Raw genomic sequence first — 5,320 nt, 5'->3', positions numbered from 1 at the left:
GGCGAGAGCGAGGTTAACTGCTTTAGCAGTTGGTGAAACGCTGACGTATTCATGGAATGCCATCCTCAAACATCATACTTATATTTAAGAATGGCAGGTTTACAACAGTTTACTCAGACATAGCCTTTTAAAAGGGCTAATCAAGTTGCCTGTTACGCTGGCCTTATCCCGAGGTTGCAGGAGTCAGGAAAACTAAAGGGACGAACCGTATTAAGCAAGGCGGGTCCCTCTCGAATCAGGTCAAAATTATATATGGCTGCGGTAGTCGCCACTCAGCACAACCCTGATATACGGGCACAGTATCATCGCCTCCTAGGTGCAGGAAAGACCAAAATGCAGGCACTGGGCGCCGCGATGAGAAAGCTGCTGCAGATCTGTTTTGGCGTGGTGAAAAACCAAAATGAATATATGCCTCAAGTTACCTAGAGAGTTCTTGAGGCATGTTTGGAGAGATGGTATCTACAGGGGTGGTGGAGTGGGGTTTTGTTGTCGCAGGTGGTTGAGGTGTTGGAGGGCAGGCTCGTTGTCATCGTTGGGCGTTATGTATGTAGGGCAGGCTTTCAGTCTGCCGGTAGCCTGAAGGCTACCCTACAAGGTCTGTGGTGTGTGGTGTGGAATTTCAGGCACAAAAAAGGCGCTCAATGAGCGCCTTTTTATTAGCGTGAAGTAATATTACTTCTTAGCAGCCATCTGAGCTTTGATCAGTTCACCGATTGTAGTTGGGCCAGAAACCTCAACTTCAGCGTTCTGAACTGCTTTCAGTGCAGCTTTCTCTTCAGCCTGATCCTTAGCACGGATAGACAGAGTGATTACGCGGTTACGACGATCGATACCGGTGATCTTAGCTTCAACTGCATCGCCTTCTTTCATGACAGCGGAAACGTCTTCAGTACGCTCGGAAGCAACTTCAGAAGCTTTCAGGATGCCTTCGATGCCTTCAGCCAGTTCGATAACAGCAGCTTTAGCGTCTACGGACTTAACAGTACCGTTAACGATAGTGCCTTTGTCGTTCGCAGTTACGAACTCAGCGAATGGGTCGCTTTCCAGCTGTTTAACGCCCAGAGAGATACGCTCTTTCTCTGCGTCGATAGACAGGATAACCGCTTCAACTTCATCACCTTTCTTGTACTGACGCAGGGCAGCTTCAGCATCAGCTTCCCAAGTGATGTCAGACATGTGTACCAGGCCGTCCAGATCGTTTTCCAGACCTACGAAGATACCGAAGTCAGTGATGGTCTTGATAGTACCGTTCACTTTGTCGCCCGCAGCGTATTTCTCTGCGAAGGATACCCATGGGTTCAGAGAGCACTGCTTGATGCCCAGGGAGATACGACGACGCTCTTCGTCTACGTCCAGGATCATAACTTCTACAGCATCACCGATCTGAACAACTTTAGATGGGTGGATGTTTTTGTTAGTCCAAGACATTTCAGAAACGTGTACCAGACCTTCAACGCCGTCTTCGATAGAAGCGAAGCAGCCGTAGTCAGTCAGGTTGGTGATGCGAGCCTGAACTTTCGCACCCGCTGGGTAACGGTTCTTGATTGCTTCCCATGGATCTTCAGACAGCTGTTTCAGACCCAGAGAGATACGACCAGTTTCTTTGTCGAACTTGATGATCTTAACAGAGATCTCGTCGCCAGGATTCAGCATCTCGGATGGGTGGGAGATACGCTTCCACGCCATGTCGGTGATGTGCAGCAGGCCGTCAACGCCACCCAGATCGATGAATGCACCGTAGTTGGTCAGGTTCTTAACGAAACCTTTAACGCTCTGGCCTTCTTCCAGGGAAGCCAGCAGCTCGTCACGCTGAGCGCTGTTAGCTTCTTGCAGAACGGCACGACGGGAAACAACGATGTTGTTGCGCTTCTGATCCAGCTTAATCAGTTTGAATTCCAGCTCTTTGCCTTCCAGGTGGTCAACGTCACGTACTGGACGTACATCTACCAGAGAGCCTGGCAGGAAGCCCTGGATGTTGTTGATGCTAACAGTAAAGCCGCCTTTAACTTTACCGGAGATGAAGCCTTTAACAACTTCTTCTGCATCGAATTTCTGCTTGAGAACATCCCATGCTTCTGCGCGTTTCGCTTTTTCGCGAGACAGACGCGTTTCACCGAAGCCATCTTCTACAGCTTCCAGGGAAACTTTAACCTCATCACCGATCTGGATTTCCAGTTCGTTCGCGTCGTTCAGGAACTGAGCGCGAGGAATAACAGCTTCGGATTTCAGGCCAGCGTTAACAGTAACCCAGTCGCTATCGATATCGATAACTTCACCCATTACCAGGGTGCCAGGTTTCATGTCTAGGTTCTGAAGGGATTCTTCAAACAGTTCAGCAAAGCTTTCGCTCATGAATAATGTCCTTTGATGAAAGGCTACGTGGCAGGCTTAAAGTAAGCCTTTGCAGCACTTTTCAACCTGTAACATCGGCCGTACAGGGTCAGATAAATATAGCGATCGGGCACACCTTTTGCCGATGTGTGGGCGTACGGTCGCTTTAAAAGGAGCGCGCATTATACAGGCTGGGCGTAAAAAAGTGTAGTAAAAAGCGCCTTAGGAGACGCTTTATTCAGAGAAATCAGGGCGTTCCGGGCGTGTACTTGGCAAGTTGTTCATGCAGTGCTTCCTGACAAGGGGTGAGTACGGTATCCAGATCCTGTTTCAGGGCGGTTGTCAGGAGGGTGATATCCTGTTCTTCAAAAAAGCGAACGAGTTTGCGCTCTTCCGAGGCAGAGTTAGCGGCGATGTCGACGCCATCTCCAAGACAAAATGCAAATTCTGGCAGGTAGATGCTGACCAGCTCTTCACGCTGGAAGTCAGATAGGATCATCCGGTTGCGGCGAATAAATTTGTCGTACTCAACCGCAGAAGCACCGGAGATGATCTCGATTTGACGGTTGTTAAACCGGGCCGCGCTGGTTGAATTCAACAGGTGCTTTTTCAGGCGTGCTTTTACTTTGGCCAGCTCTGCGCTGATCTTGTCCGGTGCGAAGTGCTGGTTCAGACGTTTGTACTCTTCCAGCTCTGCGATGCGGGCTTTAAGCGTATCAATATCTTCGTTGAGCTTTTTCTTTTCTTCGAGCAGCACCTCTTTATCACTCATTAATCCGCGGATTACTTTCTGAGTGGGCGAGAGTTTTTCGTCTGCAAAGGTGGCTACTTCCTGGGTTGTGCCCAAAACGCCTGTGCTTTGCTGGTAGATTGCGTGGCGTTCTTTTTCATCTGTAGCGCTCGGGGCGGAGGTGGATTGTGGAAGTACAGCGAGGCCAAACTTTTCCAGGTCCTTGTTGTTGTTCGCTTCTTGTTTGATGAGGGCGTTGTAGCCGTAATAGCCGCCAACACCCAGCACTCCAAGAACGATCGGGACGACAAGCGTTAGGACAATAATGTTTTTGGCAGCCATACTTCCATTTCCTCAAAAATAAACTGAACAGATAGGGTTATCGGCCTATTTCCGCGCAGCTGTATATTTTTGTGTGGCAACGACCATGTCGATAAGGATTCTGCCGCTTTCCTCAAGCATCGCTTCGGCTTGTGGATTGATCGGGCGTCCCTGAGCATCTTTTTTCTGTTCGTCTTCAAGCTCAGACAGTTTGGCGATCGGGCTTAGGCCTTTCTCTACGCGGCGGCGGTTTTCGCTTTCTACCTGCCACGCTTCAGACTCGTTACGTTCCTGCTTAAGTGTGGCTTCACGTAGTGAGATTTCATTTTTCTCACGACGTTTCTGCATCTCTGCAACTTGCTCATTCATAAACTTAAAATCGGGGTTTTCTCGAATGCGCTGCAAATGGCGTTCAGTTAACGTCTGGATGAAGGAGGATGCACCGATAAAGCTGCCGTGAGGCGCTTCATGTACCTGATCCCATACCAGTGCACCTTCCAGTGCGCTTTCACCGATCTCGTCATTATCATACAAGGTTGGGAAGCTGATATCCGGGATAACACCTTTGTGTTGCGTGCTCTCACCAGAGATCCGATAGAACTTGGCGTTGGTGAGTTTGAGCTGACCATGCTGCAGCGGCTGTAAGGTTTGCACGGTGCCTTTACCAAAGGTCTGGCCACCAATAACAATGGCGCGCTGATAGTCTTGCATAGCGCCCGCAAAAATTTCAGAGGCGGATGCGGAAAGGCGATTCACCATCACCGCCATAGGGCCTGAGTAGGCAATTTTCGGATCACGATCGCCGAGTACGCGGATGTAACCCTGCTGATCTCGAATTTGCACAACGGGACCGCGGTTGATGAACAGGCCAACCAATTCGTTGGCTTCACGCAGCGAGCCGCCGCCATTGTCGCGCAGATCAATGATCAGGCCGCTAATGTCTTCGCTTTCCAGCTCTTTGATAAGCTTTTCAACGTCGCGTGTTGTGCTCTTGTAGTTTTTGTCGCCGCGCTGAAGACCGGCAAAATCAATGTAGAAGGTTGGGATTTCGATCACGCCCAGTTTGACTTTCTGGTCCTGATAATCGATCTCCATCACGCGTTTCTGCGCCGACTGTTCTTCGAGTTTCACCTTGTTGCGAATGATACGAATGATACGCATCGGTGCGTCATCGGCATCATCGGAGCGAACCTGCAAACGGACAACGGAGTCTTTGGGGCCACGGATTTTCTGTACAACATCGTCAAGACGCCAGCCTACGACATCTTCAATCTCGCCCTCATCACCCTGGCCGACGCCAAGAATCAGATCAGATGGTTTTAGCTGGCCGGTTTTTTCTGCCGGTCCCGCAGGTACCAAGCGGACGATTTTGGTGAATTCATCTTCGCTCTGTAATACCGCACCGATCCCTTCCAGCGAGAGGCTCATATTGATCTGGAAGTTTTCTGAGCGCCGTGGTGAAAAGTACTGAGTATGGGGGTCGTATTGTGAGGTCAGTGCATTCGCGTAGCTTTGGAAAACGTCTTCATTGTTGATTTGATCGGCACGGGTTAGCTGATTCTGATAGCGTTTTGTCAGAATCTCTTTCGCTTCATCTTCGGTTTTGTCTGCGAGTTTTAAACTGAGCAGGGCGCTTTTGATACGCTTACGCCAGAGATTATCCATCTCCTTTTCATTCAGGACCCAATCCGCATCAGAGCGGTCCGCTAAAAGGGTTTCTTCACGGTCGAAATTGAAGTCGTAATCGCTGTTCAGCATATTGATGGCGTAGTTCAGGCGATCCCGATTGCGCGTCTGGAAAATATTGAAGATCTCGTACGCAGCCGATAGGTCACCTTCAAGCAGGTCGTCGTCCAGTTGGGTGCTGAAACGTTGAAAGCCATCGATATCGTTCTGATAGAAATAACTGCGTGAAGGATCAAGATCATCAAGAAATTG

General features: G+C 49.6%; 3 protein-coding genes and 1 pseudogene. 1 reads left to right on the top strand and 3 read right to left on the bottom strand.

Annotated elements, in window-relative coordinates:
• Window positions 1–138 precede the first annotated feature (138 nt).
• Window positions 139–426 (top strand): annotated as a pseudogene (locus ABYW01_RS13190) (transposase); the annotation flags it as partial.
• A gap of 246 nt (window positions 427–672) precedes the next feature.
• Here ABYW01_RS13190 and rpsA read toward each other — a convergent pair.
• The 3 genes from rpsA to ABYW01_RS13175 all read right to left on the bottom strand — a co-directional run.
• Window positions 673–2,352: a 30S ribosomal protein S1 gene (gene rpsA / locus ABYW01_RS13185; protein WP_372833416.1), complete on the bottom strand. Its 1,680-nt coding sequence runs from the start codon at window positions 2,350–2,352 to the stop codon at window positions 673–675.
• A gap of 226 nt (window positions 2,353–2,578) precedes the next feature.
• Window positions 2,579–3,403 carry a hypothetical protein gene (locus ABYW01_RS13180; RefSeq protein WP_372833413.1) on the bottom strand — a complete coding sequence of 275 codons (825 nt, stop codon included), beginning with the start codon at window positions 3,401–3,403 and terminating at the stop codon, window positions 2,579–2,581.
• 45 nt (window positions 3,404–3,448) lie between these two features.
• The coding region (locus tag ABYW01_RS13175; RefSeq protein WP_372833410.1) for a carboxy terminal-processing peptidase at window positions 3,449–5,320 on the bottom strand (1,872 nt) is incomplete at its 5' end.

The sequence above is a fragment of the Pontibacterium sp. genome (assembly GCF_041587635.1).
Classification (GTDB): Bacteria; Pseudomonadota; Gammaproteobacteria; order Pseudomonadales; family Balneatricaceae; genus Pontibacterium.
This window is presented reverse-complemented; position numbering and strand designations above follow the sequence as displayed.

Bases quoted from the DNA above. Each gene is read 5' to 3' on its own strand.
- rpsA (WP_372833416.1), bottom strand. From the start codon at position 2,352: ATGAGCGAAAGCTTTGCTGAACTGTTTGAAGAATCCCTTCAGAACCTA.
- ABYW01_RS13180 (WP_372833413.1), bottom strand. From the start codon at position 3,403: ATGGCTGCCAAAAACATTATTGTCCTAACGCTTGTCGTCCCGATCGTT.